General features: G+C 68.5%; 24 protein-coding genes. 9 read left to right on the top strand and 15 right to left on the bottom strand.

What is annotated here, in order from left to right:
- The first annotated feature begins 46 nt into the window (after nt 1-46).
- The 5 genes from QSK05_RS15205 to QSK05_RS15185 are packed head-to-tail and all read left to right on the top strand — an operon-like array spanning nt 47 to nt 5,331.
- Nucleotides 47-1,048: a cyclase family protein gene (locus QSK05_RS15205; protein ID WP_285597844.1), complete on the top strand. Its 1,002-nt coding sequence runs from the start codon at nt 47-49 to the stop codon at nt 1,046-1,048.
- A gap of 27 nt (nt 1,049-1,075) precedes the next feature.
- Nucleotides 1,076-2,206, top strand: coding sequence for an FAD-dependent oxidoreductase (locus QSK05_RS15200; RefSeq protein ID WP_285597843.1), 1,131 nt, complete (start codon nt 1,076-1,078; stop codon nt 2,204-2,206).
- A 34-nt stretch (nt 2,207-2,240) separates the two neighbouring features.
- Nucleotides 2,241-3,179, top strand: coding sequence for a VOC family protein (locus QSK05_RS15195; protein WP_285597842.1), 939 nt, complete (start codon nt 2,241-2,243; stop codon nt 3,177-3,179).
- Nucleotides 3,180-3,191: 12 nt separating this feature from the next.
- On the top strand, nt 3,192-4,148 hold the full coding sequence (locus tag QSK05_RS15190; RefSeq protein ID WP_285597841.1) for a fumarylacetoacetate hydrolase family protein: 957 nt from the start codon (nt 3,192-3,194) through the stop codon (nt 4,146-4,148).
- Nucleotides 4,149-4,179: 31 nt separating this feature from the next.
- Complete coding sequence (locus QSK05_RS15185; protein ID WP_285597840.1) at nt 4,180-5,331, top strand: alpha/beta hydrolase family protein; 1,152 nt, start codon at nt 4,180-4,182, stop codon at nt 5,329-5,331.
- A gap of 43 nt (nt 5,332-5,374) precedes the next feature.
- Here the strand turns inward: QSK05_RS15185 and QSK05_RS15180 are convergent, their stop codons facing one another.
- Nucleotides 5,375-6,346 (bottom strand): NAD(P)-dependent alcohol dehydrogenase, encoded by a 972-nt coding sequence (locus tag QSK05_RS15180; RefSeq protein ID WP_285597839.1) that lies wholly within the window; start codon nt 6,344-6,346, stop codon nt 5,375-5,377.
- A gap of 89 nt (nt 6,347-6,435) precedes the next feature.
- Between QSK05_RS15180 and QSK05_RS15175 the strand changes: the two genes are divergently transcribed.
- The gene (locus QSK05_RS15175) at nt 6,436-7,056 is read left to right on the top strand and encodes a TetR/AcrR family transcriptional regulator (protein WP_285597838.1); all 621 of its coding nucleotides are present in this window, start codon (nt 6,436-6,438) and stop codon (nt 7,054-7,056) included.
- 40 nt (nt 7,057-7,096) lie between these two features.
- On the opposite strand, the gene QSK05_RS15170 is transcribed toward QSK05_RS15175, so the two are convergent.
- Nucleotides 7,097-8,875 (bottom strand): glycoside hydrolase, encoded by a 1,779-nt coding sequence (locus tag QSK05_RS15170; RefSeq protein ID WP_285597837.1) that lies wholly within the window; start codon nt 8,873-8,875, stop codon nt 7,097-7,099.
- 321 nt (nt 8,876-9,196) lie between these two features.
- Nucleotides 9,197-10,003, bottom strand: a complete 807-nt coding sequence (locus QSK05_RS15165; RefSeq protein WP_285597836.1) for an SDR family NAD(P)-dependent oxidoreductase — start codon at nt 10,001-10,003, stop codon at nt 9,197-9,199.
- Nucleotides 10,004-10,077: 74 nt separating this feature from the next.
- Between QSK05_RS15165 and QSK05_RS15160 the strand changes: the two genes are divergently transcribed.
- On the top strand, nt 10,078-10,665 hold the full coding sequence (locus QSK05_RS15160; RefSeq protein WP_285597835.1) for a TetR/AcrR family transcriptional regulator: 588 nt from the start codon (nt 10,078-10,080) through the stop codon (nt 10,663-10,665).
- A gap of 123 nt (nt 10,666-10,788) precedes the next feature.
- Here QSK05_RS15160 and QSK05_RS15155 read toward each other — a convergent pair whose 3' ends face one another.
- The 10 genes from QSK05_RS15155 to QSK05_RS15110 all read right to left on the bottom strand — a co-directional run bounded on the left by QSK05_RS15155 (nt 10,789) and on the right by QSK05_RS15110 (nt 22,817).
- Complete coding sequence (locus QSK05_RS15155; RefSeq protein WP_285597834.1) at nt 10,789-11,649, bottom strand: PaaX family transcriptional regulator; 861 nt, start codon at nt 11,647-11,649, stop codon at nt 10,789-10,791.
- 122 nt (nt 11,650-11,771) lie between these two features.
- Nucleotides 11,772-12,509: a maleylpyruvate isomerase family mycothiol-dependent enzyme gene (locus QSK05_RS15150; RefSeq protein ID WP_285597833.1), complete on the bottom strand. Its 738-nt coding sequence runs from the start codon at nt 12,507-12,509 to the stop codon at nt 11,772-11,774.
- A 39-nt stretch (nt 12,510-12,548) separates the two neighbouring features.
- Entirely contained in the window at nt 12,549-13,391 is an 843-nt protein-coding gene (locus QSK05_RS15145; protein WP_285597832.1) for a fumarylacetoacetate hydrolase family protein, read from the bottom strand.
- Nucleotides 13,388-14,512: a cupin domain-containing protein gene (locus QSK05_RS15140; protein ID WP_285597831.1), complete on the bottom strand. Its 1,125-nt coding sequence runs from the start codon at nt 14,510-14,512 to the stop codon at nt 13,388-13,390. The genes QSK05_RS15145 and QSK05_RS15140 overlap by 4 nt, the downstream gene beginning before the upstream one ends.
- Before the next feature lie 17 nt (nt 14,513-14,529).
- The gene (locus QSK05_RS15135) at nt 14,530-16,194 is read right to left on the bottom strand and encodes a (2,3-dihydroxybenzoyl)adenylate synthase (RefSeq protein WP_285597830.1); all 1,665 of its coding nucleotides are present in this window, start codon (nt 16,192-16,194) and stop codon (nt 14,530-14,532) included.
- 35 nt (nt 16,195-16,229) lie between these two features.
- Nucleotides 16,230-18,308: an acetate--CoA ligase family protein gene (locus tag QSK05_RS15130; RefSeq protein WP_285597829.1), complete on the bottom strand. Its 2,079-nt coding sequence runs from the start codon at nt 18,306-18,308 to the stop codon at nt 16,230-16,232.
- Entirely contained in the window at nt 18,305-19,909 is a 1,605-nt protein-coding gene (locus QSK05_RS15125; protein ID WP_285597828.1) for an FAD-dependent monooxygenase, read from the bottom strand. The genes QSK05_RS15130 and QSK05_RS15125 overlap by 4 nt, the downstream gene beginning before the upstream one ends.
- An 88-nt stretch (nt 19,910-19,997) precedes the next feature.
- On the bottom strand, nt 19,998-20,993 hold the full coding sequence (locus QSK05_RS15120) for an NADPH:quinone reductase (protein ID WP_285597827.1): 996 nt from the start codon (nt 20,991-20,993) through the stop codon (nt 19,998-20,000).
- Nucleotides 20,994-21,238: 245 nt separating this feature from the next.
- The gene (locus QSK05_RS15115) at nt 21,239-21,850 is read right to left on the bottom strand and encodes a cysteine hydrolase family protein (protein WP_285597826.1); all 612 of its coding nucleotides are present in this window, start codon (nt 21,848-21,850) and stop codon (nt 21,239-21,241) included.
- A 49-nt stretch (nt 21,851-21,899) separates the two neighbouring features.
- A complete protein-coding gene (locus QSK05_RS15110) occupies nt 21,900-22,817 on the bottom strand; it encodes an ABC transporter substrate-binding protein (RefSeq protein WP_285597825.1) in 918 nt (305 codons plus the stop codon).
- 115 nt (nt 22,818-22,932) lie between these two features.
- On the opposite strand from QSK05_RS15110, the gene QSK05_RS15105 reads away from it, so the two are divergent.
- Nucleotides 22,933-23,451: a PadR family transcriptional regulator gene (locus QSK05_RS15105; protein WP_285597824.1), complete on the top strand. Its 519-nt coding sequence runs from the start codon at nt 22,933-22,935 to the stop codon at nt 23,449-23,451.
- 117 nt (nt 23,452-23,568) lie between these two features.
- Here the strand turns inward: QSK05_RS15105 and QSK05_RS15100 are convergent, their stop codons facing one another.
- A complete protein-coding gene (locus QSK05_RS15100; RefSeq protein WP_285597823.1) occupies nt 23,569-24,144 on the bottom strand; it encodes an NADPH-dependent F420 reductase in 576 nt (191 codons plus the stop codon).
- Between the two features lie 100 nt (nt 24,145-24,244).
- Between QSK05_RS15100 and QSK05_RS15095 the strand changes: the two genes are divergently transcribed.
- A complete protein-coding gene (locus QSK05_RS15095) occupies nt 24,245-24,742 on the top strand; it encodes a MarR family winged helix-turn-helix transcriptional regulator (RefSeq protein ID WP_285597822.1) in 498 nt (165 codons plus the stop codon).
- A 68-nt stretch (nt 24,743-24,810) separates the two neighbouring features.
- On the opposite strand, the gene QSK05_RS15090 is transcribed toward QSK05_RS15095, so the two are convergent.
- On the bottom strand, nt 24,811-25,911 hold the full coding sequence (locus QSK05_RS15090) for an NAD(P)-dependent alcohol dehydrogenase (RefSeq protein WP_352301407.1): 1,101 nt from the start codon (nt 25,909-25,911) through the stop codon (nt 24,811-24,813).
- Between the last annotated feature and the right edge of the window lie 8 nt (nt 25,912-25,919).

The raw sequence follows: 25,919 nt of genomic DNA, 5'->3' as shown, positions 1-25,919 counted from the left end.
CGACGCACGGCAGAGAGTGGGCGGGTCGCTTCGAGGAGGACCCGACATGCCCCCACCGCTGAGCCCGCCCGACCCACCCGACCCGCAGAACCCCGAGGGCGCCATTGCCGCCGCGGCACAACGGTGTTCCAACTGGGGACGATGGGGTGAGGACGACCGGATCGGCACCCTGAACTTCCTGGACGACGAAAAACGCCGTGAGGGCGCGGCGCTGGTACGACGGGGAGTGAGCTTCTCCCTGTCACTGCCCTTCGACACGAACGGCCCGCAGAACGGCTGGCGACGCCGGACCAATCCGGTGCACACCATGCTGGACACCGGGACCGACGCCGAACGCGGCGTCCAGGGCTTCCCCCACGGCCTCGGCGGTGCCGACGACGTGATCTTCATGCCCTTGCAGTCCTCCACGCAGTGGGACGGCCTGGGGCACATCTTCGATCACGGCCGGGCCTGGAACGGGAGAGCTGCGGGTGACGTGGTCACCAGTGAGGGCGACCGGGTGACCGGCATCGAGACGGCTGCCTCACAGATCGCCGGCCGGGGCGTGCTGCTGGACGTCGCCCGGACCCTCGGGCAGGACGGTGAACTGACCGACGGGTTCGCCGTCACCGCCGGGCACCTGGACGAGACAGCCGCCCGGCAGGGGGTTTCGGTCGGGCGCGGGGACATCCTGCTCGTGCGCACCGGCCGGCTCACCCGCGCCCGGCGTGACCTGGCGGCCGGGCGCGGCTGGTGCGACTACGCCGGGGGAGCGGCCCCCGGACTGTCCTTCACCACCGCCGACTGGCTGCACGACACCGAGATCGCCGCCGTCGCCACCGACACCTGGGGTTTCGAGGTGCGCCCGAACGAGTTCGAGGTGGCCTTCCAGCCGCTGCACCAGGTCGTCATCCCCCACATCGGCCTGTTCATCGGGGAGATGTGGGACCTGGACGCCCTGGCGGCCGACTGCGCACACGACGGCGTCTGGGACTTCCTCCTGACCGCCGCGCCGCTACCGGTGACCGGGGCGGTCGGCTCACCGGTGAACCCCATCGCGATCAAGTAGAGAACAGTGGACGAAGGAGCCCGTTTCATGCCCGCAGTCGAGAACGTGCTCGTGGTCGGGGCAGGAGTCGCCGGTACCGGCGTCGCGATCCTGCTCGCGCAGGCCGGAGTGGCCGTCGACCTGGTCGAGAAGACCCCCGGGCCCACCACCGCCGGATCCGGCATCACCCTGCAGGGCAACGCCTTGAGAGTTCTACGGCAGGTCGGCGTCTGGGACGGCGTGCGCGCCGAGGGCTATGCCTTCGACAGTCTCGGCCTGCGGGCACCCGATCCCGCGGGCACGCTGCTGGCCGAGATACCCGATGCCCGCACCGGCGGTGAGGACCTGCCCGCGACCGTCGGGATGCCCCGCGCCGAGCTGGCCCGGATCCTGATCGAGCGGACCGCCGCGGCCGGGGTCAAGATCCGCTTCGGGGAGACCGTCACCGGGCTCGAACAGGACCGCGACGGGGTCGAGGTGACCTTCGCCGACGGATCGGTGTCGGCCTACGACCTGGTGATCGGGGCCGACGGCATCCGGTCGACCGTGCGCCGGCTGGTCGGCGTCGACCTGACGGTCACCCCGGTCGGCATGGGCATCTGGCGGGCCTTCGGCCCCCGCCCCGACAGCGTGGTGCGCACCGACCTCTACTACGGCGGGCCCTCCTTCATCGCCGGATACTGCCCGACCGGTGAGAACTCGCTCTACGCCTACATCGTGGAGCGCGCCCAGGACCGATCGGCGTTGTCCCCGGAGGAGAGGCTGAGCACGATGAAGCATCTCGCGCAGGCCTACCACGGGCCCTGGGACGACATCCGCGAGAACCTGACCGACGCGTCCACCATCAATTACACGCGGTTCGAGAGCCATGTGCTGCCGGCCCCGTGGAACCGGGGCCGGGCGGTCCTGATCGGTGATGCCGCCCATTCGTGCCCGCCCACCCTCGCCCAGGGAGCGGCCATGGCGCTGGAGGACGCGGCGGTGCTGGCCGACCTGCTGGTGACGCACGAGCGGGTGGACGACGTGCTCTGGGACGCCTTCACCGCCCGCCGGTTCGAGCGGGCTCGCACGGTGGTCGAGGCTTCCAACCAGCTCGCCGGCTGGCTGCTGAACCACGAGCGGGGTGATGTTCCCGGTCTGATGCGCACCGTTTCCGACCTCGTCACACCTGCGGCCTGAATCGTTCTGCCTCTCGGCAAAGGAGCCGACCACGATGACCGAACGACTGATCACGCACCTGCGGCACGTCGACCTGGCAGTGCCGGACCACGCCCGCCAACTGGAGTTCTACCGGGACGCGTGGGGGCTGAGGCCCGAGCACAGCGACGGCAACCTGACCTTCCTCGCGGCCGAGGGCTCGCCGGAGCAGTACGTCGTGCGCCTGCGTCAGGCTCAGGACAAACGAATCGACCTGATTGCCTTCGGTGCCGCGACGGCCGCCGACGTGGACCGGCTGGCCACCCGGCTGGCCGGTGACGGGGTACAGCTGGTCCACGAGCCCCGCGAACTCCAGACCCCCGGTGGAGGCTACGGTTTCCGCTTCTTCGACCACGAGGGCCGGACCGTGGAGGTCAGCTCCGACGTCGCGGTGCGCGAGCACCGCAAGATCGAGGCGGGTGAGGACGTCCCCGTCCGTCTCTCCCACGTCGTCCTCAATTCCGCCGACCCCGACGGCACCCGCCGGTTCTACGAGAGGCACCTGGGCTTCGCCCTGACCGACACCCTGATGCACCCACACCGGGGCGAGATGATGTGGTTCCTGCGGATCAACGCCTGGCATCACAGTCTGGCCATCGCCCGCGGCCCGCACCCCTCCCTGCACCACGCCTCGTTCGAGATGCGTGGTCTGGACGAGTACATGCGCGGGACCGGACGACTGCTGCGCGCCGGGGTGGAGAAGATCTGGGGACCGGGCCGGCATCTGGCCGGGAACAACACCTTCAGCTACTTCCTCGACCCGCACGGCAACACCCTGGAGTACACCACCGAGCTCGACGAGATCGACGAGGACACCTGGCACCCGCACATCTACGACTTCACCGATCCCGGGGTGTCCGACCAGTGGGGAACGGCGAACGCGATGAACGAGTTCGTCGCCCGCCGGTCGTTCAACGACCCGGACCGGGGCCTGTTCGTGGCCCCGCCGGTCTGACCGGGGGGCACGATGCGATTCGCCACCTGGGCCGTCGGCGGTTCTGCCGTCGCGGGCGTCGTGAGTGACGCCGGCGTCCATGCCTTCTCCGACAGCATCTCGATGCTGGATCTTGTCCGCCGAGGTCTGCCGGCGGCTCTGGAACTGGGGGCCGCAACCCTGCGCAACCCGCCGGAACCGCTGAACACCGTGCGTCTGCTCCCTCCCCTGCAGCCACCGTCGGTCCGTGACTTCGTGGCCTTCGAGGAACACGTCGAGGGGGTGGTGCGCAGCGTCGGGGGCGATGCGGGCGTGGTGCCGGAGTGGTACCAGGCACCGACGTTCTACTTCACCAACCCCCACACCCTGATCGGTGCCCACGACGACGTCCCCGTTCCACCGGGTTGCTCGCTGCTGGACTTCGAGCTGGAAGTCGCCGCGGTGGTGGGAGAATCGGGATCATCGCTGACTGTTCCCGAGGCCGAGCAGGCCATTTTCGGGTACACCGTGATGAACGACTGGTCGGCGCGCGATCTGCAGCGCCGCGAGATGCGGGTCAGTCTCGGCCCGGCCAAGGGGAAGGACTTCGCCACCACCCTGGGCCCCTGGCTGGTCACCGCGGACGAGATGGCCCCGTTCCGGGACGAGGAGGGGTTCCTGTCCTCGTCGATGCGGGTCTCGGTCAACGGCGAGGCGGTGGGGCGGGACCGGCTCTCGAACATGGGCTGGCCGTTCGCCGAACTCGTCGCCTACGCCTCCCGCGGCTCGATGGTGCGTGCCGGCGACGTGCTCGGCTCCGGAACCTGCGGCAACGGCGGCTGCCTGGCCGAGCTGTGGGGCCGTCGGGGCGTCCAGGAACCGGCACCCCTGAAACCCGGCGATGTGGTCGAGATGTCCGTCGAGGGCATCGGCAGCATCGCCAACCGGGTGGTCCCCGGCATCCAGCTACCACCCGTGCCGGCTGCCCGGCCCCGTAACCGCCGACGCTGAGACCTGTACGGCCCGTACGAGAGGAACCATCGTGTTCGAGTACTTCTCCGGAAACTACCCCTGGAACCTCGGGGTCGTGGCCACCCTGAACTCCGGGGGCCTGATCGACGAGGTCGACCGAGCCTGCCGCCCGATCCGCGAAGCCGCGCTGCGGGGGGAGGACGGCGGCACCACCGACTTCCTGGCCGCCTGGACCGGGCTCACCGACCAGTTGGTCATCCAGGCCCAGGACGCCGAGAAGGCCGGGCACACCCGTACCGCCGGCCAGCTGTACGCCCGGGCCACCAACTACCTGGCCCAGGCCGAGAGGCTCCAGAGTGCTTCCAGCCCGGGCCGTCTGGAGTGCTACCGCCGGGTGCTCGAACTCCAGCAGAAGGCCTTTGACCTGAAGGACCCCAGCATCACCCGGGTGCTGGTGCCCTATGAGGACACCACCCTGCCGGCCTACTTCAGCGCGGCTCCGGGCGAGGGCCGGGCCCCGGTCATGATCATGTTCAACGGGCTGGACTCGACCAAGGAGCACATGTACTCCAGCGGCCACTGGCAGGAACTCGCCGCCCGCGGTATCTCCTGCCTCATGGTCGACTGCCCCGGTTCCGGAGAGGCCCTGCGCCTGCAGGAACTGACCGCCCGCGTCGACTCCGAGGCCTGGGCCACCGCCTGTGTCGACTACCTCCTGACCCGCGACGACGTCGACCCCGCGCGCATCGGCCTGGTGGGCTGGTCTCTCGGCGGCTACTACGCCCCCCGGGCCGCGGCCTTCGAGAAGCGCCTGGCCCTCGTCGTGGCCTGGGGTGCCAACCACAACTGGGGCGCGGTGCAGCGACGCCGCCTGGAACGTGAGGGCGAGCGCCCGGTTCCGCACTACTGGGAGCACGTGCTGTGGGTGTGGGGGTACGACGACCTGGACCCGTTCGTCGACTTCGCCGACCAGATCCACCTCGACGGCGTCGTGGAGAACATCGACGTGCCGTTCCTGATCTGCCACGGTGAGAACGACCGGCAGATCCCGCTGGAGTACGCCCATCGCTCCTACGACCAGGCCGTCAACAGCCCTCACCGGGAGCTGCGGATCTTCACGCAGGAGGAAGGCGGGGCCGAGCACATCGGACTGGACCACCTCTCCCACGTGAGCGTCTACATCGCGGACTGGGTGGCCGACGTCCTGCACCGCGCCTCCTGACAGAAGGAGCAGAGCTTGTAGGACCGATGTATCTTCCCAGGTCTCAGTTCTCGTTGGCACCCGGCAGGACGACGACGTGCTTGCCCCGCGCTCCGCGACCTTCTTGGGCGAGGTGGGCGCTGACGATGTCGTCGATGTCGTAGGTCGCGGCCACATCCGGTCGCAGCACGCCGGTGACGACGAATTTCGCCAGGCGGTCGAGGAGATCGCGCTGGGCGTCACTGCTGAAGGCCCGGATGCGCCGGGACCCGAACACCGTCGAGGTGCCGATGGCAGCAAAAGCGGCTGCTGAGGTGAAGGCGATCGTGACCATTCTTCCTCGCCGGTTCAGGCGACGGCGGAAGGCGAGGAGGTCGGTTCCGGCGGTGTCGAAAATGACGTCCTGACGTTCGATCTGGGTCGGTTCGGTGGTCCGGTAGTCGAGCACGTGCTCGGCGCCCAGTTCACGGAGCAGGTCGAGGTCACGATGGCTCGACAGTGTGGTGACCGAGGCGCCGAGGGCCACGGCGATCCGGACGGCGGCCAGCCCGACCGCGCCGGCCGCTCCACGGATCAGGACCTTCTCGCCGGGCTGTAGTTCGGCGACATCCTGAAGGGCGCGGATCGCCGTGGTGCCGGCGACCACGAATGCGGCGGCCTCGGCCGGCGTCAGCTCCGGCGGGCGCGGGCCGATGCGGTCGGGGGTGACCACCACGTACTCGGCCATGGTGCCGGTGGCGTGCGACTTCATGGCCGGCACCGAACCCCACACCTGTGCGCCGGTTTCGAACCCGGACTCCGGATTCGACCCGACCACCGTCCCGGCGAAGTCGAGCCCCGTTCCCAGGGGGAACGTGCGGCCGCTGATCAACCGCAGGGCTCCGGAGCGGGTGAACAGGTCGTGCGGGTTCACCGACGCGGCCTCCACCCGCACCAGCACCTTGCCCGCGTCCGCCCGGGGGCGCTCGACGGTGGAGACGTGCAGGACCTCCGCGTCTCCGTAGGCGTCGAACTGTGCGGCTCGCATGGTGTCCATGGGTGCTCCCTGATGACATAGATCGGGTCGTGTTCACGTCGTTCACCAAGTTAATGCCGTTCACTTGGTGATGGGCGTACACTAGCGGTGTGAGTTCATCAGGGGAAGCCCCGGCATCCGGGGCGAAGTACACCCGCTACCAGCGCGGCGATCTACGGGGTGCCTTCATCGAGGGGGCCCGGGTCATGCTGCGCGAGCGCGGTGGAGACAAGTTCAGCCTGAATGAGCTGGCCCGCCGGATCGGGGTCAGCCCGGCGTCGGCCTACCGCCATTTCGCCAGTAAAGACGCGCTTCTCGCCGCGGTCTGCAGTGAGGGGTACCGGGAGTTGTCCACCGCGCTCCTGTGCCCTTTCCCGGCCTCGTTCGATGCCGGGCAGCGCGTGATCGAGCTGGGGATCCGTTACGTCCAGTTCTCCGTCGACAACGGAGACGTCTTCTCGATGATGTTCGGGAGCCACCCACTGGACTCCGAGACGGTCGGCACCGACACCTTCGTCCCCTTGCTCGAAGCGGTCGCCGAAGCCCAGAAGACGGGTCACATGGTGCCGGGCGACGCCCGGGAGGCGGCCGTGGCCGTCTGGATCGCCTTGCACGGCATGGCCGTGCTGTCTCTCAGCGGGGGGCTCAGGGGCCTGGGCATCGAGCGCTCGCCGCAGGAGCTGGTCCGGGGCACGTTCCGGCGACTGTTGCCGGAACTTGCCCCGGAGTAGCCCTCGCCCTGCGCAGGACCTGGGATCGGGCGGTCGTCCGCTACTGGGAGAGGATGACCGTCGAGATGCTGCGGGCGGGAACATCGACGGTGACCTGCTGACCGTTGATGCCGGCCGTCTGGCTGGCCGCGTTGGCCGTTCTCGAGGTGAGGTAGTCCTCGGCCTTCGAAACGGTCTGGGGCGCCTGGATCACGGCGTTGCTGATCGCCTTCGTCGAGCGATTCAAGATCACCAGCTTGATCTTCCCGCTGCCCTGGTAGGCGGTGACTTCCAGCGCAGAGGCCTTAGAGCTCTGGGAGACCGCGACTCGCTGATCACCGGGTCGCACATACTTCGCGTACTGCGAGAACGCGTAGCCCCGCTTGAGAGGTGCTCCTGTCGTGGTACCGGCATTGCCGTCGCCGATGAACGAGTAGTAGCGCTTGCCGTACCACCAGATGTAAGCGCTCCAGTTCGCTTCCATCGACTTGTGCACCGTGCGCATGACGTCGTCCAGGGTCTCGTCCCAGACGGCCTGATTTCCGGGCTGGCTCCAGGCCGTGGAGGTGTCGCTGGCAGCCTTGTGATAGTTCCACTCGGTCATCCAGACCGGCTTCTGGTACTGGTCGGCCAGCCCGTAGGCCTTCAGATGGCCGGCGTCCTCGGCGCCGTACAGATGCCCACCGATGTAGCCGATGTTGTTCCGGGCGGTGGCATCCTTGAGCAGCGGGTCGGTGAGACTGTCGTCCATGTTCAGGCTCTCGGCCACCATCAGCTGGGTGTTCTTGATCTTCGCGCCCTGGTCGCGCACGAAATTCTTCAGCTCGGTGGCACTCCAGTCCATCGCGTCGTAGTCCGGGTGCCAGTCCGGCTCGTTCTGAATGGACACGACGTCGATACTCACACCCCGGCTCTTCATGTACGAGACGTAGTCGTTGAGATGATTGGCGTAGTCGTCGTAGTACTCGGTCTTCAGCTTGCCGCCGTTGATCCGGCTGTTATTGGTCTTCCATGCCGCCGGCGCCGTCCAGGGCGTCGCGAGAATCTTCACGTTCGATCCGGATGCCTCTGCGGACTTGAGAGCGCTGACCTGGTTGGCCCATTCACTGGGGACCGGCGAAATGCCGGTCCGCACGATCGATTGACCCAGTTGCTGGGCGCCGGTTCCGAACAGGGTCTGCGTCTCGGCCGCTGACCAGGCGCTGCCCCAGATCGAGACGGCGGAGCCGAAACCGTCGATCGTCTGATACTTGGTGCCGGTCTTCACCGTGAGGTCAGCTGCCGCTGCTGGTGTCGTGGTGGTGGTTGCTGGTTTCTGGGTGGTGGTCGGGCTCGTGGTGCTGGTACTGGTGGTGGCGGTGCAGGAGGTGATTTTTGGTTGTGCGGTGGTGTTTCCGTTGTACTGGGTGGTGAAGCCGAAGGTCTTGCCGGAGCCGTTGGATTTTACGGTCATGATGTCGCCGCTGCCACCACCCCATGATGCGGTGCCGTTCCAGACGGTGGAGACCTTTTGGGGTGCGGTCATGGTGATGACGGCGGTCCAGGTGCCGGCGCCCGTGATGGTGACGGTGGAGTTGTAGCGGTCTGGCCACGTCTTGCCGGGGGTCAGCTTGGCGGTGCAACCGGTGGAGGTGCTTGCTGCGGCTGCGGTTTGGGCTGTCGTGCTGGTGGCGGTCGTCGTGGTGGTGGCAGCCATGCCGATTCCGGCGGCGGAGTCGGTGGTTTGTGTGTAGGCAATGCCCAGACCTACGGTGAGGGTGGTGGTGATGCCGGCGGCCAGGACCGCGGCCCGCCGCCGTGCGGGTTGGCCGTGTCGAGGGGGAGGTGCCGACGCTGACATGACTGGACCTTTCAGAAGCTGGACAGAGCTGGTGAACGTTCAGGTAGCGGGCACGCCAGATGGGTCGGCATCTGAAGGTGGACTCGGTCGGTGCCACCGTGAAACCTGCGAAAGCCATTGTTCCGTAGGGAAGTGACTCTTCGATACAGCGTCCGGCCGCCGCGGCCACGCTTAGTAGAGCTTTAATGTTGCGTTAGCGAACGAAACCCCCGAGCGTGAGCAGGGCTGACCCTCTGGTGTCCACGGCCGTCCCGGGGAACGGCGTGATCACCGCTCACCTCGGGAGAAGTGACGGGCTGACCGGAGTCGTGGAGCGGTGGTTCACGCCGCCGCCGTTCCACGGGAGCGCGCCGAGATCACCCCACTGATCATCACGGTGGCGCGGCGGGTGAGGAAGCGGGGCAGGACGGCGGCGACGGCGTTGAGGCGTCCGGACTGCACACTCGGGCGACGGTTGCGCTCGAGCTGGTGCATGGCGGTGGCCACGACCTGCTCCGGTGTCTGGTGCGGGCCGTGGTAGGCGCCTCCGGCCAGATCGTCGAAGAACTCGGTGCGGGTCAGGCCGGGGGACAGGGACAGGACGCGCAGGCCGGTTCCGCGTGACTCATACCAGAGCGCCTCGGTGAAATGCAGGACGAACACCTTGCAGGCGGAATAGGTCGCCATGTCCGGGCTCGGCTGGTAGGCGGCCATGCTCGCGACGTTGACCAGGATGCCGGTACCGGCCGCGCGCAGTGGCTCGATGAAGGCCCGGGTGAGGTCGACCAGGTTGGCGACGTCCACGTTGATCATGTCGGTGAGCTGCGCCGGATCCTCGTGGTGGAACGCGCCGTCGGTGCCGAAGCCGGCGTTGTTGACCAGCCCGGTGACCTCGATCGCGCGCTCGGCGAGCTCGGTGGCCAGCGTGCGGCCGGCTCCCGGCCGGCTCAGGTCGAGGGCGATCGCGGTGGCCCGGATCCCGTACGCAGTTTCCAGTTCGGCGCTGAGGGCCTCAAGTCGATCGAGGCGTCGGGCCACCAGAACCAGGTGTGAGCCACGGCGGGCGAGCTCGCGGGCGAAGGCCACCCCGATGCCGGAGCTGGCGCCGGTGACGATCGTGGTCTGGCTGGAGAAGTCGAGGGAAGACATGTCTGCACCATAGGCAAAAGCTTGCACCAAGTGCAACGCGGTGCACTGGATGCAGTACGGCGTACGATGGGCCTATGGCCGAACCTCCTTCGCTCCGCGAGCGCACGCGCCGGGCGGTGCACGCCGAGATCACCAGTACCGCGATGCGGTTGTTCAGGGAGAACGGCTTCGACGCCACCACGGTCGAGGCGATCGCCGCCGCCGCGGGGATCTCCCGGCGCTCGTTCTTCCACTACTTCGGTAGTAAGGAAGACCTGGTCATGGGTGACACCGAGGCCCTGGGGCAGTCGGTGAAGGCGGCGCTGGAGGCCCGCCCGGAGGATGAGAACGCCTGGGCCGCCATCCGGGCGGCGTTCGAAGAGCTGCAGGCTCAGCACGGCAGCATCGACGAGCGCTTCGAGATGGCCCGGCTGTACCATCACGCGCCCTCCCTGCGAGCGCGTCACCTGGAGAAGCACCTGCGCTGGCAGGAGTTGCTGGCGCCGGACATTCAGCGGCGCCTGGGCCTGCCCGCTTCGGCAACTCCCGACCCGCGGGCGCGCGCGTTCGTCGCGGCGGCTCTGGCCTGCCTGGACGCTGCCGTCGACGCCTGGTTCGAATCAGGCGGAAAGGCCGATCCGGGAAAACTTTTTGACGAGGCGGTGGCGACTCTACGGGCCTGAGGCCCCTTCCGTAACCGGCAGTCATCGAGGTGCTGACCCTCGATCGGCAGCGCGGCCGGGAACTGGCGGCACGGGCGGAGTCGGTCTGTCTGTCGCATGCCACCGATGGCGACGACATGTTGGTCAGGGCCGGGAAGCGGGCACCTGTTCGAAAGCTGCTTCTGCGTCGGTCACCTGTTCACCGACGACCTCGCTGACGAAGTCCCGGGCTGCGGGCCCGAGCGCCCGGTGTGCGGTGCGGAAGATCTGGTACGCGTCATCACCGGGCCATCCGTCAGGCTTCAGCGGCGGCGGCAGTTGGGGGTCGCGGAAAGGAAAATGCCGGTAGTGCGAGATCAGTAAGGTGCGGGCCACGAGTGCCTGCGAGCCCTTGAGGCCGGAAGCCCGGCGGATGAGCGGCTCGTGTCGAGCGTTGAAGTCCGCATACTCGAGGGCCAGGGACGTGAGGTCCCAGCAGCGTGCGGCCAGGGACCGGTCGTGATCCAGCCCGTCGGACAGGCAACGCAGGATCTCGGCACGTTCCGCACCGACATTCTGCAGCAGTTCCCGGGCGATCGGGCGACGGTCGCCCGGAGCCAGCCAGGTGGACGTGCTCAGTGGCCCGAAGCCGTGCCAGGCCAGGTCTTTCTTGAGCTGGTCGCGCTCGTGCCGCTCGGCCTCGGTGAGCTGGTACGTGACCATCGTCCATTCGCCCGGCCAGGTGGTCGGGGGTGGCGCGAAGATCCGCTGCCTGCCTTCTTCCAGGAGGCGGCGCATCCCGTCGGTCAGCTGGTACCGGGTCTCTCGGCCGGATCGTTCGTTCACGAACCAACCCTCCCGCCGGAGCCGGGAGATGGTGACCCGTACGGTCGCAGGTGCCACCTCGAAGGTCTCCAGCAGCGTGGTCAGGTGGCTCAGACGGGTGCCCGTGCTGGTGAAACGCAAGTATTCGCCGAAGAGATCGAGAATGAGGCTGCGGGGCTTGAGATCTGCGACGGACGTCATGCCCCCATGTTCCGGTCTCTCCCGTGCCTGGCGCATCCATCGAGTCTGCACCCAGCTCCCGGAAAATGAAACATCCAAGGGGCAGGCGACGTCATTATGTCACTTTGGAGGTGGTGTCCCTCTCAGATCCAGTGCGGTGCAGGTCGCGGTGCGCCTCCGGACCAGTCCAGGTACTTCTCCCACCGAGCGGGGTCCATCCGCCCGGTGGCCCAGGCCGCCAGGTCCGGGGTCGACCCGGTGACCGTGACTGTGTCGAGACTGTCGGGCCTGCCGGGATCTGCTGCTCCCCACGCTGCCGGCACCGGTCCGTCGGTGGTCTGCAGGACGAGGCCGGTGCCGGTGCCTCGCGTCGTCCAGGCCGCGTGCACGTCGCCGACGAGGCGACGGAGCACCGGTACCGGGACCTGCTCGACCTGTGCTCCTGATCGCAGGTCCACCGCATGCAGCCATACCTCACGGGTGCGCATCCACAGGGTCTGGGCGACCGGCACCTGCCGGCCCTGGGCCGTACGCACGACGAATGACCAGCGATTCGCGGGCAGGTCACGCCAGCGCACGTCCAGATCGATGGCCGAGTGCTCGATCAGGTGCCGCAGTGCTGCAGGGGCGAGAGTGGCGCCGAAGTCGATCTCCTCGGCACGGGCCCGGGGCGAGGCGTACATGGGATTCTCGGCGCCGGTGTCCGCCCAGGACACCAGCCGGGCAACGGCACGGGCGTTGTATCCGACGTGGGCGACCAGGTGGCGGCGCGACCAGCCCGACAGCAGCGACGGTGCGTCGAGTTCCGCGTCGTCGAGCTGATCCAGCGCGCGGCGGAAGAAGGCTGTTCCCAGCCGCACGAGGCCCAGATCGTTCACCATCTGGGCAGCGTGGCGGGCATCTGGATGCACCGGCATGCTTCAGGCACCGGGACCGGATGTGGACGGTGACACGACGAACCGGTTACGCAACTCGCCCAGCCCGTCGACCGAGACCTCGACGACGTCGCCCGAGGTGATGTAACGCGCCGGATTCCGGGCGTGCCCGACCCCACCCGGGGTGCCGGTCAGGATCAGATCCCCGGGGTTCAGGGTGAGCATGGCGGAGATGTACTGCACCAGGAAAACGGGATCGTGGACCAGGTCAGCCGTGGAGGCCTCCTGCATCTTCTCCCCGTTCAGCGTGGTCCGGATGATGCCACCCGGCTGCCACTCGTCCGGGGTGACGAGCATCGGGCCCACCGGGGTGGAGCTCTCCCAGATCTTGCCCTGCAGCCATTCCTTGGTGCGGAACTGGTAGCCGCGCATCGAGACGTCGTTGGCCAGGGTGTACCCGGCGATCGCCCGGGCCGCAGCCTTCTCGTCCGCCCGGCGGACGCTGTGCCCGATGACGACGGCCAGTTCCGCCTCCCAGTCGATCTGCGGGTCCTCGATCGGGAGTTCGATGTCATCGCCCGGGCCGGTGAGAGTTTCGGTGAACTTGGCGAAGAGCGTCGGGTACCGGGGGAGGTCCCGTCCCATTTCCAGGATGTGGGTGCGGTAGTTCAGGCCGACGCAGAAGATCTTGCCGGGCCCGGGGACGACCGGGGCCGTATCGGCTGCGTCCCAGGTGTGCTCGGGGCCGGAGGCAGTCTCGGCGAGCTGCCGCCAGTCGGGTCGGGCCAGCAGGGTGCCGACATCCGCGACGCCGATCTCCACGGCCCGGGCATCCTCCACACGTACGGCGCGGGTGCCGTCGGGGGTGCGTATCGTGGCCAGCTTCATGACCGGGGGTCCTCCTGGTGAATCCTTGACAGACCGAGTGATTCGACGATCGGCTGGTCGCCGAAGCGGAACAGGTCCAGGCCGTCATCGGTACTCAGAGCCAGAGCGCTCCAGGAGGGGACGACGATCATGTCGCCCTTCTCCACGAGGTGCCGATCACCGTCGACGGTGAGTGCGCCGGCGCCGTCGAAGACCTGGAACACGCTGGAACCGACCTCGCGGCGCGTGGGCGTTCGCGCCCCCGGGCGTAACCGGTGGAACTCGGCGCGGATCGTGGGCAGGACATCGCGGCCGTTGGTCGGGTTGACGTACCGCACGGCGGCGTGACCCTGCTCGACCGTGGCCGGGTGCCCGGCCCTCTCCAGTTCCAGCTGGTCCTCCAGGGCGGCCTCGGTGTGCTCCCATCGGTAGGCGCCGATCGGCGACGAGATCGTGTCCCGGAGCCCGGTCAGCGGCCGCAGGCCTGGATGACACCAAAGCTTTTCGGAACGAGACACCGACGGGGTGGACTCATCGGTGACCCGGTCGCTGCCGAACTCGAAGAAGCTGGTGTCGGTGTAGTGAACGAACGGGATGTCCAGACCGTCGATCCAGGCCATCGGCCGGTCGGTCTCGTTGTGGTGGCCGTGGAAGTTCCAGCCCGGGGTGAGCAGGAAGTCGCCTCGGCGCATCGCCACGGGATCACCGTTGACCACGGTCCACACGCCTTCGCCCTCCACCACGAAGCGGAAGGCGTTCTGCGAGTGCCGGTGCTCCGGTGCCGTTTCCTGACCGCCGAGGTACTGGATCGCTGCCCACAAGGTCGGGGTAGCGTAGGGCCGGCCGCCGAGTCCCGGATTCGCCAGGGCGATGGCCCGGCGCTCCCCGCCGCGCCCGACCGGGATCAGGTCACCGGCCCGGGCCGCCAGGGGCAGCAGGGTCTTCCAGCGCCATACGTGGGGCACGGCCTGCGGCTGCGGCGTCATCGGCATCAGCTCGCCGATCTGGGTCCACAACGGGATCAGGTTCACCTGGCCGAAATCCTCGTACAGCTGGGCAATCTGGCGTTCCTCCTCCGGCGTCGGCGCCGGGGGGACAGCAGCGCCGGCCACCAGGTCCGGATCGGTGGCATGAGTACTCACGGTCGCCTCCAGAGAGGTCAGTGGGGCAGGGAATGCAGGCGGTCGGCGATGTCCTGACGCAGGGCCTTCTTGTCGATCTTGCCGACCTTGGTCATGGGCAGGGACTCGATCACCTCGAGCCGGTCCGGAAGCTTGAAAGCGGCCACTCCGGCCGCGATCAGGTGCTCGCGCACATCGTCCAGGGTCATTCGGCCACCCGGTCTGGTCACGACGTACAGACACAGGCGCTCGCCGAGGGAGTGGTCGGGCATGGCTACGGCGGCCACCATCTCCGCGTCGGGGTGCTGATAGCACAGGCCCTCGATCTCCTCGGCGCTGATCTTCTCGCCGCCGCGGTTGATCATGTCCTTGTCACGACCGTGGACCTCGAGATTGCCGTCCGGACGGCGGATGACGATGTCCCCACTGCCGTACCAGCCGCCGGTCAGGAAGGAACGGGCGTTGTGTTCGGGCGCGTCGTAGTACCCGCGGGGGGTGTAGGGACCGCGGGTGTAGAGCGATCCGGGGACACCGTCGGGCACGTCGGTGCCGGTGGCGTCCAGGACGCGGACCTCGTCGCCCGGGTGCACCGGGCGGCCCTGGGTGGAGCAGATGACCTCGTCCGGGTCGTCCAGCCGGGTGGTGTTGATCAGCCCTTCGGCCATGCCGAAGACCTGCTGCAGGGTGCAGCCCAGGACCGGGCGGACCCGCCGGGCATACTCGTCCGGCAGCCGTGAACCGCCGACCTGGAGGACGCGCAGGGAGACCAGATCTTCGCCCTGGGCTTGATTCTGGTGTTCGATCCAGCGTTGGGCGACGGCCGGGACAGCCGCGGCGACGGTGACGCCCTCCCGGGCGATCGTGGCGAACGCGCGCCCGGGTTCCGGGCTGGGCAGCATCACCACCCGTCCGCCCACCAGGAGGGTGCCGAGGATTCCGGGGCAAGCCAGAGGAAAGTTGTGGCTGCTGGGCAGCGTGCCCAGATAGACGTCCTGAGCGGTCAGGGCCAGCGCCTGCGCGGTGGCCCGTACGTTGCACACGTAGTCGTTGTGGGTGCGGGGGATCAGTTTCGGCAGACCGGTGGTTCCGCCGGAGATCAGGAAGCAGGCGGGGGAGTCAGGATGCGGTGCCAGCGCATCGATCCGCGCCCGGGCCGCGGCGGGGTCGGTAGGCGGCTCGAGCACATCGTTCAGGTCCAGTGACCCCTGCGCCGTCGTGCCCAGCACCAGGACGAACTCCAGATCGTCGAGTTCTGCCGCCAGTTCGTGGGCCAGCGACTGGTGGTCGAAACCGCGTAACTGGTCGGGAACGGCGATCGCCCGGCACTGGGACAGCCGGGCCAGATGGCCCAGTTCGTGGCGACGGTGGGCCGGCAGTGCCATCACCGGGATGATGCCGCTGCGCATCATGGCCAGGGTCAGCGCCACGAACTGCCAGCTGTTCGGCAGCTGCACCAGCACCCGGTCGTCGGCCCGCAGGCCCAGGGAGAGTAACCGCTCCGCCGCCGCATCGGCGCGCCGTGTCAGTTCGGAGTAGGTCATGCGGACCTCGCCGTCCACGACGGCCACCTGCCCGGGGCGAGCGTCTGCGGTGCGCCAGATCAGCGCTCCGACGCTGTCGTCGGTCCACCAGCCCAGACGGCGGAACCGCGCCGCGACGTCGGCCGGCCAGGGGACAGTCCCGAGTGCGGTCGGCTTGCTCATGTCCGTTCACTCCCTCGTGAGGCGGTCAGTGCTGTTCAAGGCCGGGGGTGCGTGCTGATCAGTACGGCGTCCAGGGCCACCAGATCGGCTCCGGTCGCACGCAGCGGGTTGATCTCGACCTCCTCGACCTCGGGGTGTGCCAGTAGGAGATCGCCCAGCACGGTGAGGATCTCGGCGAGTCGGCGGGGATCGACCGGTGGCCCGCCCCGGAACCCCCGCAGCGCCCGGCCGGCCTGCAGCCGGGCGGGAAGTGCCTCCAGCACCGGTGCGGCGGCGGGATAGGAGGCGACGGCCACGTCCTGGAACACCTCCGTGGCGGTGCCACCGATGCCGACAACCACGACCGGCCCGAACACCGGGTCGCGGCGGGCCCCGAGGATCAGGTCCAGGCCGGGAGCAGCCATGACCTCGACCAGCACCTCACCATCACTCAGCGGCGCCAGCGCCGCGTAGGCCTCGATCGCGTCCCTCTGTTCGCGGATTCCCAGGCGCACCCCGCCGATGTCACTCTTGTGCAGGATGCCGGGGCTGCTGACCTTCACCACCACCGCTCCACCGAGTTCGGACAGCGCGTCGGCGACCTGCCCGGCCGACCGGCACACCCGGTGCCGGGGGACCGGCACACCGAGATCGCCCAGCAGCGCCTTGGTCTGCGCCTCCGACAGCGCTCCCAGGAGTACGGACCCGCTGGTACCCACGCGACCCGGCCCGGGCCCGGGCCGGCTCAGCAGGTACTGCTGACGGGCGTCGGTGCTGAGCGCGGTGAGAGCGACGGCCAGGGCCCGGGGCCCGGTCACGATCGGCACCCCTACCGCTCGGGCCCGCTGCCGCACCATCTCGATCTCTGCAGAGGGCCCATCGATCCCCAGGACCACCCGGCTGCCTCCCTCTATCACGGGCAGGGCCGAGGCCACCAGGTCGACGACCGGTTCGGTGAGCGCGTACACGCCCACGGCCTGAATGCCGGGGTCGTCGCTGACGGTCTTCACCACCACGGGGTGAGCCGGACCGGGCCGCCCGGTGTCGACGGGGTTGGCCTGGAATGTCATCGCGGGCAGGAGCCCGGCGAGTCGCTCGCGGGTGTGCGGTGACAGCTTCGGGACCGAGACCTCGCCGGTGTGAAGGGCGTCGGTGATCAGCAGACCCGGGCCCGCCTGGGCCGTCACCAGGCCGATACCGGCACCGGGATGAGGGACGAGTCGGGCCTGCGCCAGAACGCTTCCGGCCACGACCAGTTCGTCCGCGTCGTCCACCACCACCGCGCCGGCCTGGGACAACAGGGCCCGGGTGGTGCGCCAGGAGGTGGCCAGCGCCCCGGTGTGTGACTGCGCGAAAGCAGCGATGTCGTTGCGGCCGACCACCAGCGCCACCACCGGCTTGATCGCCGCGAGCCGGCGAACAGCGGCCAGCAGGCCGGGGCCGTCGGAGACAGCCTCCAGGTGCAGCAGGACGGCTGTGGTCGCGGCGTCGTGGGTGAGATAGTCGAGTACCTCCGGGGCCGCGACGTCGAGTCCGGCGCCGATGCCTACCCCCAGGCTGATACCCGTGCCCTGACGTTCCAGCGCAAAGGCCAGAGCGTGGTTCAGGCCGCCGCTGGAGGCCACGATCGCCACGTTGCCGGCCCGCAGGCTGCTGACTCCCGGAACGAAACTGGCCAGTGGCCCGGCGCCGGGGACGAAGAAACCGGAGGTGTTGGGACCGAGCAGGCGTACCCCGGTGTCGGCAGCGGCGGCCAACAGGCTTTGCTGATGCGCCGTTCCCTCGCCGCCGGTCTCCGCGAAGCCTCCGGCACAGACCAGGGCGGCTGCGACTCCGGCCCGGCCACACTCGCGCAGGACGTCGGGGCAGGCCGGGGCCGGCACACAGACCACCGCCAGATCGAGCGGTTGCGAGGTGCCCGCAACCGCCGCCTGGAGGGACGGGAACATCTCCTGCGAGCGGGGATTGACCGGTGCGACCTCCAGATCGGAGGTGGCCAGCACGGCCGCCATGACGCCGCCGAGTTTGGCCGGGTCGCTGGATGCGCCCACCACGGCCACCGCACGCGGGGCGAAGAGCGGACGCAAGGTGTGCGCGGCCAGGGCCGGTGACACGTCCGGGGCAGTGGTGGTCATCGGGCACCGATCCGGGTGGTCCCGGTGGCTACGGCGTCGGCGCGGCCGGAAAGAATCATGGTCTCGGCGACCTCCTCCTCGTTCACGTCCGGCCCGGCGACCACCGTGATCAGCCCACGCCGCAGACGGGCTTCCTCGGCCAGGAGGGTGCGTGCCAGTGTCGGCTCGCCCACGATCACCACGGCACCGCAGCGGGGGAGCCGGGCTTTGGCCGAGGAGAGGTCTTTCTCCTCACCAGGAGAGTTCAGCACCGGTACGTCGGCCCGTTCTCCTCGGGAGTCCCTGAGGGTGGCGGTGAATTCGCCAACGCTCTCGAGCGTGACCGTCCGCTCGAGCGGTGACGGGCCCAGGCCCGGCAGGACGGCTCGGGTGGCCCTGGCGCCGTGGGCATCTTGCCAACGACCGCGTACCTGGCTGACGAAAGCCGGGTCCCGCCGGGCGATGCGCTCGATCCCGATGCTGCGGGAGAAGAAGTGGAAGGCGAAGGTCAGCGGGTCCAGCGTCTGCTGGTAGAGACCGAAGTTCTCCCACCACGAAAGGCTCGGGCGGGCAGCCGTCTGGATACGGGCCACGCCGGCCTGACGCTGTCGCTGATAGCCATCGAGTGCCGTGGCCAGATCGCCTTCTCCATGGGCGAGAGCGGTGATGCGCCGGGCCAGTTCGACCGCGTCTTCCATCGCCATCTTGGTTCCGGACCCGACGGAGAAGTGCGCGGTGTGTACCGCGTCTCCCAGCAGGACGACGTTGTCGCGCCACCACTGCTCGGTGCGCCGGGTCCGGAAATTTCCCCAGCGGGAGTTGTTGGCAACCAGCGGTCTGCCCACGAGGTCGTCGGCGAAAAGGGTTTCGAGGTAGGCCTGTGACACCAGGTCGGACGGGCCGGAGGGCTGGGAGACGTCGAAGGCGTCCAGGCCGGCCGCCCGCCAGGCGTCGGCGTCGGTCTCGGCGATGAAGGTGCTGAGCTCATCGCTGATCGGATAGGCGTGCACGGCGAAGTTGCCGTGCGGGCTCACCCGGTGCAGGAAGGTCAGACCCTCGAACCGGTGCGGAGTGCCGAACCAGATGAACTTGGCCGCGGCGGTCTCCACCGTGTGGCCGAGCGTGCCCTCGGCCTCCATGCTCGCCCTGGTCGCCGAGTTCGTTCCGTCCGCCCCGATCACCAGGTCGTAGCCGGCGCGCAGTTGCGCCAGAGGTGGTGCGGTGACGCCGAACAGCATCTCCACCCCGGCCTGTTCGGCCTGCTGCTGCAACAGTTCCAGCAGCGCCCGGCGGTGAACGGCGGCCATCCCGTTACCGCTGAAGCTGTGACGACGGCCGGAACTGAGCACATCGATCCGGTCCCAGTGGGTGCCGTGCTCCTGCAGGGCGCGACGCAGGACGGGATCGGCGTCGTCGAGGGAGCGCAGGGTCGCGTCGGAGAACACGACACCGAAGCCGAAGGCGTCTTCACGCCGATTGCGCTCGAAGAGAGTCAGCCGGAGGTGAGGGAGGGCGGTCTTCAGCAAGGCCGCGACGAAGAGCCCGCCGGGCCCTCCGCCGACGACTGCAACGTTGCGTAACCCTGCCGGTGTCGTGGGCCTCATTGCCCCGATATGGCTCATGCTTCCACTGTAGGTAGCCGGCCAATAATGTGCAACAACTTTGCGTTTGGCAACGCTCAGGTGTTACTTAAGCAAATCGCGGCCGATGTCAGGACGGCTGATCGAACGTGAGCAGCACGCGCGAACGTGATCCGGCGTCGACCCGGTCGTGGGCCTCGGCAATCCGTTCCAGGGGCAGCGGTTCGGCGATCGGTATGCGCAGAGCTCCCTCGGCGGTCGCGGCGCTCAGATCATCCACCGCCCGGCGGCGTTCGGCTGCGGGAAAGTCGTCGCTGCCCAGGAACCGGAGGGTGAGGTTGCCGAAGAGCATCGGCCAAAAGGGAATTTCGGTGGTGCCCGGCCCGGTGGCGTACGCAGCCACCACTGCTCCCGGTGCAGCCAGGGCAGCGTCGACACCGGCGTTGCCACCCAGGTCCACCTCGATGATCCGGTCCGCCCCGCGGGGTGCGACCCGGCGCAGTTCGGCGACCGGGTCCTGATCCAGTGCGATGCAGTGCGCCAGCCAGGGACTGTTGCCCACCGTCCGCACCGCCTCCAGGTCGCTGGTGCGGCGCACCGTGCCGATCACCTCGGCCCCGGCCCGGTGTGCCAGCTGTGCGGCGAGCGACCCCACCGCGCCGAGCACGCCCTGCACCACGACGGTGCGACCGCGGACGGGCCCGTCGGCGAAGACGGCTCGGTGGGCGGTGATTCCGGGAATACCGAGGCAGGCACCGAGCCGGCTGTCCACTGCATCGGGCAGAGGTACGACCCGATCGGCCGGGATCACGGTGTATTGCGCAGCCGTCCCCAGAGCCCGGTAGGACTGAGCCCCGAAGACCCATACCCGCTGCCCCACCAGATGCGGATCCACGTCGCGACCGATCTCGTCCACGACACCCGCCCCGTCACTGTGCGGGATGATGCGAGGAAACGGCAGGCCGAACCCCATCCAGTCCGAGCGCTTCTTGGTGTCACCCGGATTGATGCCGGAATAGCTCAGGCGCACCCGCACCTCGCCCGCACCCGGATGGGGGTCGGGCAGTTTCCCGACCTGCAGTACCTCGTGGGCCGGACCGGGCCGGTCGTACCAGGCGGCGAACATCGAACTCCTTCCGGGCCGTGGGCGGCCCCCCGGGATCAGCCGCGGTCCGGCCGTCCCCGTTCTCGATCTGGAGGTCACGCCACGGCCCGTCCCTCTGCGGCATGACACCTCCGGCCGATGAAGGTGCGACCGGCGAAGGTGACGGCGAGCAGGAGGGAACGCGGCCGCGACGAGGAGGAGCAGGAACCAGGTGGTGCTCAGCCCACGCCGTCAGCCAGGCGGCAGAACGTGCGTGGGCGCCGCGGTCAGTTCCCCAGGGCCTTGGTCACCGCAGCGGTGTCGGCAATGGTGACGATGTTGGTGAGGGCGAAGCTCAGGGCCGCCTGGTGCCAGTCGGCGTTGATGCTGGAGGTGGCGTCACTGACGACGGTGACCCGGTAACCGTGGTCGGCCGCGTCGCGAGCGGTGTGCTCCACCGCCATGTTGGTCCAGACGCCGACCACGACCACATCGGTGATACCGAGGTTACGCAGCATGAAGTCGAGGCTGCTGCCGTTGAAGGCGCTCATCCGCATCCGCTCGAGCACGATCTCGTCGCCCAGATCGCCCAGGCCGTCGACGATCTGCGCACCCCAGGAACCACGCTTGAGCGACTCGGGGCCGAGCATGTTGAAGATCGGGGCGTTCGTGCCACCCACGTCGCGGCCGGGGTAGACCACGATGATGTTGTGGAAGACGGCCGCTCCGGCGGCCCGGGCGGCATCCAGGACGGTGCGCACGTTACCCACGACGTTCTGCGCGCTCGCGTGCTCGGCCGCCCCGGTCGCCGCGAAAGCACCTTCGGCGAGGACGTTGTCGTTCTGCATGTCGATCACCAGCACGGCGGTGGTCGAGGGGGTCAGGGAGAGCTCACTCATGGTGTCTTCTTTCCGTTGATGCGGGCGGATTCGGTGGACCGGCCGAGCTTCAGTCGAGGCCGTTGGCGGTCAGGTAGTCCCGGGCCACGGTGTCCGGTTCCTTCTGGTCGATGGTGACCTGGCCTACGGCCTCGGTCAGTTTCTCGGTGGTGAGGGTCGCCGAGAACGTGTTCAGGGCAGCGGTGATCGCAGGAGTGTTCTGCGCGCCGGCGATGAGCGGCACCACGTTCTGTACCCCGAAGAGATTCTTGGAGTCGTCCAGAACGACGAAGTCATTCTGGACGATGGCCGGGTCGGTGGACAGAAGGCTCGCCACCTGGACCCGGTCCTTCGCGAGCGCCTGCACGGTGAGGGCGCCTCCGGCGTCGAGGGACTCGAACTTCTTGAACGTCAGCCCGTACACCGACTTCAGCCCGAGCAGGCCCTGCTGTCGGGTGGCATATTCCGCACCGGCCCCGATCGCCATCTGCCCGGCCACTGGTGCAAGGTCTGAAATGCTCTCGAGATCAAGCTTTTCGGCAGTTTCGGCCCGTGTCACCAGGGCGTCCCGGTCCTGCGCGGAGGCCGGCTCCAGAAGCTCCAGGCCCTTGGGGAGGCTGGTGTTCAGACCGGCCGTGACGGCCTCCTCGGTGCTGGCGTCCACCTCTTTCCCCGAGGAGAAATAGGAGAGAAGCGCGCCGTTGTACTCGGGGAGGAGATCGATCGAACCATCCTTCAGAGCGTCGATGTACACCTCACGCGACCCGATGTTGAACTTGCGCGTCACGTCGACACCCGCGTTCTCCAGAACCTGGGCGTACATCTCGGCGAGCAGCTGGCTCTCGGGGAAGTTGGCCGAACCGATGACCACGGACGAGCCCGATGAGGAGGTGTCGTCACTCGCGGCGGACAGGGGGTCGGAACCGCCACCGCAGGCCGTCAGCGAGGCGAGCAGCAACCCGGTTCCGAGGATGGCCAGATGGCGCATGGGTCTTCCCGTCAATCAATGGGTGGTGGGCAGAGCGTCCCCGGAGGGGTCCGGAGCGACCCTCGTAGCGAGGTACCTCGATTCGAGGTATGTCGATACGTGGGACCATAACACCGTGCTCGAACTGGCGATTCTGGGGTTCCTGGCCGAGGGGCCGACACATGGTTACGAACTGCGCCGGCGGGTGGCGCATCTGTCCGGATATGCCCGGCCGGTGAGTGACGGCAGTCTCTACCCGGCCATCCAGCGCATGGTGAAGTCCGGCTGGATAGCCCGCGAGCTGATGCCGGGCGCGGGTGCCACTGCACGGCACGTGCTGACCATCACCTCGCCCGGCCGCGAGCGACTGCAGGAACGGCTGAGAGATCCTGAGCGCCTCGACATCACCAACATGGCCCGTTTCCTGGTGATCCTGGCCTTCCTGTCGCAGCTGCCGGACGTCGGCGAGCAGCATGCTGTGCTGCGGCAGCGCCTGGATTTCCTGGAGGGGGACGGGAGCTTCTTCTACGACGGTGACCGGCCGGTCCGGGCGGACGAGGTCGTTGATCCCTATCGGCGGGGCATGTTCGTCGTGGCCACGGCCACCAGTCGCACTGAGCAGGAGTGGCTGCGGAGCGTACTGAAGGAGGGCTGATGCACATCGTCCAGCCGCTCACGGACGGGTGCGCGGTCGAGAGCGGAGCCCTGGACGCCGCTCTCGACCGGGTTCGCGTCGTGCGCGATGGCGGGGTGCACCCGTTGGCCGACCTGCTCAGGCGATGGTGGCGAAGCCTCCGGTCCAGGAGATCTTCTCGCCGACGGCGAGGGTGAGCTGCAGGAAGCCGATGGCCTCCAGCTCGCGGGCGCGGCTGAGGGCGCCGGCGTCAACGGCCTTCAGGCCGGCGGCGGTCACGACGTCCGTCAGGAGCTGCTTGGCGTCCTGGTCGTCACCGGCGATGAGGACGGTCGTGGGCTGGGAGCCGACGGTGCCGGAGCTGAGCGTTGCGGCGAAGGTCGTGTTGAAGGCCTTGAGCACGCGTGACTGGGGCAGCGCGGCCTGCAGCTCGGCGGCGGCGGAGCTGTCGGCGGGCACGGTCAGGGAGTCGAAGGTCTCGAAGTTCAGGGGGTTGGAGATCTCGACGACGACCTTGCCGGCCAGTTCGGTGGCGCGGGCGGAGGCGATCTCTGCGACGGCGCCGTAGGGCGTGGCCAGGACGACGATGTCGCCCGTGGCCGGCTTGGCGGTGTCCGAGGAGCTGAGCAGCTCGGCGGTGTGCCCGCCCTTGGTCACGACCCCGGCGATGGCCTGGCCCATGTTCCCGGTTCCGATGATGCTGACGTGTGCCATGGCGTGAAGCCTCCGGTTCGATCCTGCGGTAGATTTAGTTGTTGCTACAACCAATAAGCTAGAGCAGATTACTTGTAGATACAACTATCGAGGAGGCGTGATGACGGACACACCATGGCTGGACGATGCCCAGCTGGCGGCCTGGGTGCGATTGTTCGCGCTGGTCGAGTTGCTGCCGGGCACGCTGGACTCGCAGATGCGCCGGGACGCGGGGATCACGCAGTTCGACTACTACGTCCTGGCCATGCTCTCCGAGGCTCCGGAGGCGACGCTGCGGATGACATCGCTGGCGCAACTGACGAACTCGACGCTGGCGCGCCTGTCTCACGTGGTGCAGCGGTTGGAGCAGCGTGGCCTGGTGGAGCGACATCCCTGCCCGGAAGACCGACGGGCGACCAACGCCCGGCTCACGGAGGCAGGGAAGGAGACTGTCGCTCGTGCTGCGCCGGGGCACGTCGCGACCGTCCGGCAGCATGTGATCGACGCGCTCACGCCGGAACAGGTCGCCCAGCTGACGACGATCCTGGATGCTGTGCTGGTCAGGCTCGATCCCGAGGACCGGATGGGAGCCATGTACAAGCGCTACGACGTGAACTGAGCCCCGTTCTGCGGGACACGCCGACGTGAGGCCCGGGGGCGCCACGCCGGCGTGGACAGGAGCAGACGTCAGTGGACCACCACGGGCTTGATCACCCGGCCCGAGGCCGAGTCCTCGAACCCTTGGTTGATGTCCTTGAGGGGATAGCTCCTGACCAGCTTGTCCAGCGGGAAACGGCCCGCGTGCCAGAGGTCGATGAGCTGGGGGATGAATACCTGCGGTACGGAACTGCCCTGGATCACGGTCTTGAAAGTCCAGCCCTTCACCAGGGACAACCCGATCTCGAAGCTCACCTCGGTACCGGGGGCGGCCGCACCGACCAGGGCCAGGGTGCCGCGGAGCCCCAGGCTGTCGGCGCCCTGGCGCAGCAGCTCCGGTCTCGCCGTGGTGTCGATCACGTAGTCGGCCCCGACGCCGCCCGTCAGCCGCATCACCTCCTCGGAAAGTTCGGCTTCCCGGGTGTTGATCGTGGCCGTCGCCCCGATCTCCCGGGCCAGCTCCAGGCGCGAAGGATGGATGTCCACCGCGATCACCTGGGAGCAGCCGGCCACGCCCGCGGCCATGAGGGCGCCGCACCCGACCGCTCCGGCGCCGATCACGACCAGGGTGCTGTTCAGGGACGGCTTCAGTTCGTTGAGAACCGTTCCGGCGCCGGTCTGGATGCCGCACCCCAGAGGAGCCACGACCTCCAGAGGTATGTCCGGGTCGATCCGGATCACGCTTTCCTGCACCACGTTGGAGTATCCGGCGAAGGAGGACTGCCCGAAGAAGTGGGAGGAGATGACCTGCCCGTCGCGGCTGAAGGCCGTGGTCCCGTCCGGCCGCCGGCCACCGAAATCGGCTGCGAAAAGATTTTCGCAGTAGGCCATCTGGCCAGACCGGCAGCGTTTGCACTGTCCGCAGTAGGCGGCAGCCAGGAGGACGTGGTCGCCGGGCCGGACGCCGGTCACGCCGTCGCCCACCTGCTCCACGATTCCGGCTCCCTCATGTCCCAGAACCGCCGGCAGTGGCGTGGGGTAGACCTGGTCGCGGACAATGGCGTCGGTGTGACAGACGCCGCTGGCGACCATCCGGACCAGGACCTCGTTCGCCCGCAGGTCGTCCAGCGCGAGGTCTTCGATGGTCAGCGGCTCGTGCGGTGCGCGCGCGACCGCAGCGGTGACCTGCATGCTCATGA

The organism is Kineosporia sp. NBRC 101731, from assembly GCF_030269305.1.
Lineage (GTDB): Bacteria > Actinomycetota > Actinomycetes > Actinomycetales > Kineosporiaceae > Kineosporia.
This window is presented reverse-complemented; position numbering and strand designations above follow the sequence as displayed.

Excerpts from the sequence above, each read along its gene's own strand:
- QSK05_RS15205 (WP_285597844.1), top strand. The coding sequence starts at position 47 with ATGCCCCCACCGCTGAGCCCGCCCGACCCACCCGACCCGCAGAACCCC.
- QSK05_RS15200 (WP_285597843.1), top strand. The coding sequence starts at position 1,076 with ATGCCCGCAGTCGAGAACGTGCTCGTGGTCGGGGCAGGAGTCGCCGGT.
- QSK05_RS15195 (WP_285597842.1), top strand. The coding sequence starts at position 2,241 with ATGACCGAACGACTGATCACGCACCTGCGGCACGTCGACCTGGCAGTG.
- QSK05_RS15190 (WP_285597841.1), top strand. The coding sequence starts at position 3,192 with ATGCGATTCGCCACCTGGGCCGTCGGCGGTTCTGCCGTCGCGGGCGTC.
- QSK05_RS15180 (WP_285597839.1), bottom strand. The coding sequence starts at position 6,346 with ATGGACACCATGCGAGCCGCACAGTTCGACGCCTACGGAGACGCGGAG.
- QSK05_RS15170 (WP_285597837.1), bottom strand. The coding sequence starts at position 8,875 with ATGTCAGCGTCGGCACCTCCCCCTCGACACGGCCAACCCGCACGGCGG.
- QSK05_RS15165 (WP_285597836.1), bottom strand. The coding sequence starts at position 10,003 with ATGTCTTCCCTCGACTTCTCCAGCCAGACCACGATCGTCACCGGCGCC.
- QSK05_RS15160 (WP_285597835.1), top strand. The coding sequence starts at position 10,078 with ATGGCCGAACCTCCTTCGCTCCGCGAGCGCACGCGCCGGGCGGTGCAC.
- QSK05_RS15155 (WP_285597834.1), bottom strand. The coding sequence starts at position 11,649 with ATGACGTCCGTCGCAGATCTCAAGCCCCGCAGCCTCATTCTCGATCTC.
- QSK05_RS15150 (WP_285597833.1), bottom strand. The coding sequence starts at position 12,509 with ATGGTGAACGATCTGGGCCTCGTGCGGCTGGGAACAGCCTTCTTCCGC.
- QSK05_RS15145 (WP_285597832.1), bottom strand. The coding sequence starts at position 13,391 with ATGAAGCTGGCCACGATACGCACCCCCGACGGCACCCGCGCCGTACGT.
- QSK05_RS15135 (WP_285597830.1), bottom strand. The coding sequence starts at position 16,194 with ATGAGCAAGCCGACCGCACTCGGGACTGTCCCCTGGCCGGCCGACGTC.
- QSK05_RS15130 (WP_285597829.1), bottom strand. The coding sequence starts at position 18,308 with ATGACCACCACTGCCCCGGACGTGTCACCGGCCCTGGCCGCGCACACC.
- QSK05_RS15125 (WP_285597828.1), bottom strand. The coding sequence starts at position 19,909 with ATGAGCCATATCGGGGCAATGAGGCCCACGACACCGGCAGGGTTACGC.
- QSK05_RS15120 (WP_285597827.1), bottom strand. The coding sequence starts at position 20,993 with ATGTTCGCCGCCTGGTACGACCGGCCCGGTCCGGCCCACGAGGTACTG.
- QSK05_RS15115 (WP_285597826.1), bottom strand. The coding sequence starts at position 21,850 with ATGAGTGAGCTCTCCCTGACCCCCTCGACCACCGCCGTGCTGGTGATC.
- QSK05_RS15110 (WP_285597825.1), bottom strand. The coding sequence starts at position 22,817 with ATGCGCCATCTGGCCATCCTCGGAACCGGGTTGCTGCTCGCCTCGCTG.
- QSK05_RS15100 (WP_285597823.1), bottom strand. The coding sequence starts at position 24,144 with ATGGCACACGTCAGCATCATCGGAACCGGGAACATGGGCCAGGCCATC.
- QSK05_RS15095 (WP_285597822.1), top strand. The coding sequence starts at position 24,245 with ATGACGGACACACCATGGCTGGACGATGCCCAGCTGGCGGCCTGGGTG.
- QSK05_RS15090 (WP_352301407.1), bottom strand. The coding sequence starts at position 25,911 with ATGCAGGTCACCGCTGCGGTCGCGCGCGCACCGCACGAGCCGCTGACC.